We start from the raw sequence: 2469 nt of genomic DNA on the forward strand, positions 1-2469 counted from the left end.
CCACCTCCATCTTGTCTCTTATGATGCCAGGCGAATAGAAAAGCATGCGTACGCTCTCATCTTGCGGCAAGCCGCCTATGGCATCTTCCGTAATCTCCCGGAAGATGTCGATATACTCGGGATGAACACTGAGAATACTCTTTCTGCCTCCACCTTTCTTCCTTATGTGTCCGGCAGCAATTGTGTCCCCGCTCTCAAGCTCGTGAATACCTCTATACACTGTATTTCTGGTGACATGATATGTTTTGCAGACCAGACTCACGCCGTGCGTTCCAAGTTCCATCGCCTTGTGGGCACAGAACAACCTGCGTTGGCGTTCGTCCAGATTGGCGACTTCTGGGAAACTCCCTGATTTGTCGCACTCGCTATGTCTTCTCTTGTATGCTTCCACCTGCGCCCTGCGCAAGGGCAAAGATACAAAAAATAAACGACAACAAAGAATTAAACAACAACGTATATCATTACGTATCAGTTAATTAAACCTTAATTCCGCAACACTATTATAAATTAAACTTTTTAAGTACCTGAGCAACAAAAAGTTGCTCAGGATTTTGCCATGTCAGAATTTTCACTTATCTTAGTGTTGCAAAAAAAAACAAGAGAATCCAACGATAGACATGGCGAAGATACAAATTAAATCTGAGAGACTCACTCCTTTTGGGGGATTATTTTCAATCATGGAGCAATTTGACTCCACATTATCATCTGTCATCGACTCAACCCTCGGTCTAAGGTGTAGATCGTTCGGTTATCAGTACAGCGAAATCATCCGTTCTCTCATGAGTATCTACTTCTGTGGCGGTTCATGTATTGAGGATGTCACTACTCATTTGATGAACCACCTCTCACTTCATCCGACACTTCGCACTTGTAGCTCTGATACTATCCTCAGGGCGATAAAGGAGTTGACGCAAGAAAACATTTCATACACATCAGATATGGGCAAGACCTACGATTTCAATACGGCTGACACTCTCAATACTTTATTGCTCAATTGTATATTTGCATCTGGCCAACTGAAAGAGGGTGAGATGTATGATGTTGATTTCGACCATCAGTTCATAGAGACAGAGAAGTATGATGCAAAGCCTACATACAAGAAGTTCCTTGGTTATCGCCCTGGCGTGGCGGTTATTGGCGATTTGATAGTCGGTATAGAGAATAGCGATGGTAACACAAATGTTCGTTTCCATCAGAAGGACACGCTGAAGAGGTTCTTTGAGAGATTTGAACAGAATGGGCTCATTATCAATCGCTTCAGAGCTGATTGTGGATCATGTTCCGAGGAAATCGTGGAGGAAATAGAAAAACACTGCAAGTCCTTCTATATCCGTGCTAACCGCTGCAGTTCGATCTACAATGACACCTTTGCTCTCAAAGGCTGGAAAACTGAAGAAATCAATGGCATTGAGTTTGAATTGAACTCTATCCTTGTTGAGAAGTGGAAAGGTAAGGCATATCGACTTGTGATTCAAAGACAGAAACGGATGGATGGTGTGCAGGATTTTTGGGAAGGAGAATACACATACCGTTGTATCCTGACTAACGACTATGATTCTTCCGTAAGAGAAATTGTCGAGTTCTATAACCCTCGTGGAGAAAAGGAACGTATCTTCGATGATATGAACAATGGTTTCGGGTGGGACAGATTGCCCAAATCCTTCATGGCAGAGAACACAGTGTTCCTTCTTCTTACAGCACTTATCCGTAACTTTTACAAGGCCATTATTCAAAGACTTGACGTAAAGAAGTTCGGACTCAATGTAACAAGTCGCATAAAAGCGTTTGTCTTCAGGTTTATCTCTGTACCAGCCAAGTGGATCAAGACATCAAGGCGGTATGTGCTGAATATCTATACCTGTAATTATGCTTACGCAGATGTTTTCCAGACTGATTTTGGATAGTGCCTACAACTTATGGGAATGATATTGTGTATTGCCTCAAGTCACATTGTGGGGTAAGGGGATATTGTAGGCAGAAGTGGGTGCTTCAAGTTCAAATTATCTGCAAATTCAGTAATGAGAGGACGTGTAAACGCAATAAGAACCTTCAAGGGCTTAGTTGCGGATTTGAGGTTAAATAAAATATATGAGAACTGCTAATATCGAATTGAATACATTGTTCAATGCCGATGTCTTTGGCCTGAAAATGTACCAAGTTATTTTTTAATCATTACATAAACAAAAAATAGAATACTTATTAGAACATGGCGCAGATATTAACCAATTTAACAGTTCGAAAGAAACTGTAATAATAGATCAGGCGATAACCGCCCAATGGGCTTTCGTACTATGGCTATGGGACAAAGGTGCTGACCCGATGAAAACGGGAGGTATTGGAAGAAATACTGGAGGTAAGGAGAATGTTGCGTATTGGGTACAAGATTTTATAAACTATGGAAATGGAGATTATGATGCTCCAGACTTTAAAAAGCTTGTTGCGCGACTAAAAAGTATAGGTGTAGAGTTC

The 2469-nt window shown here is 41.4% G+C and carries 1 protein-coding gene and 3 pseudogenes; 3 read left to right on the top strand and 1 reads right to left on the bottom strand.

All coding sequences use genetic code 11. The features are described 5' to 3' along the window. Positions 1 to 283 (bottom strand): annotated as a pseudogene (locus HMPREF0666_RS17750) (ISAzo13 family transposase); the annotation flags it as partial. 334 nt (positions 284 to 617) lie between these two features. Here HMPREF0666_RS17750 and HMPREF0666_RS15735 point away from each other — a divergent pair. The 3 genes and pseudogenes from HMPREF0666_RS15735 to HMPREF0666_RS18390 all read left to right on the top strand — a co-directional run. Continuing rightward, positions 618 to 1904: an IS1380-like element ISBf12 family transposase gene (locus tag HMPREF0666_RS15735; protein ID WP_008449762.1), complete on the top strand. Its 1287-nt coding sequence runs from the start codon at positions 618 to 620 to the stop codon at positions 1902 to 1904. A gap of 12 nt (positions 1905 to 1916) precedes the next feature. After that, positions 1917 to 2102, top strand: a pseudogene (locus HMPREF0666_RS18385) (hypothetical protein). A 76-nt stretch (positions 2103 to 2178) separates the two neighbouring features. Continuing rightward, positions 2179 to 2469: pseudogene (locus HMPREF0666_RS18390) on the top strand (ankyrin repeat domain-containing protein); the annotation flags it as partial.

The organism is Prevotella sp. C561, assembly GCF_000224595.1.
Lineage (GTDB): Bacteria > Bacteroidota > Bacteroidia > Bacteroidales > Bacteroidaceae > Prevotella > Prevotella jejuni.

What these genes read in the sequence shown, in the direction of transcription:
- HMPREF0666_RS15735 (WP_008449762.1), top strand. Translation starts at nt 618, where the DNA reads ATGGCGAAGATACAAATTAAATCTGAGAGACTCACTCCTTTTGGGGGA.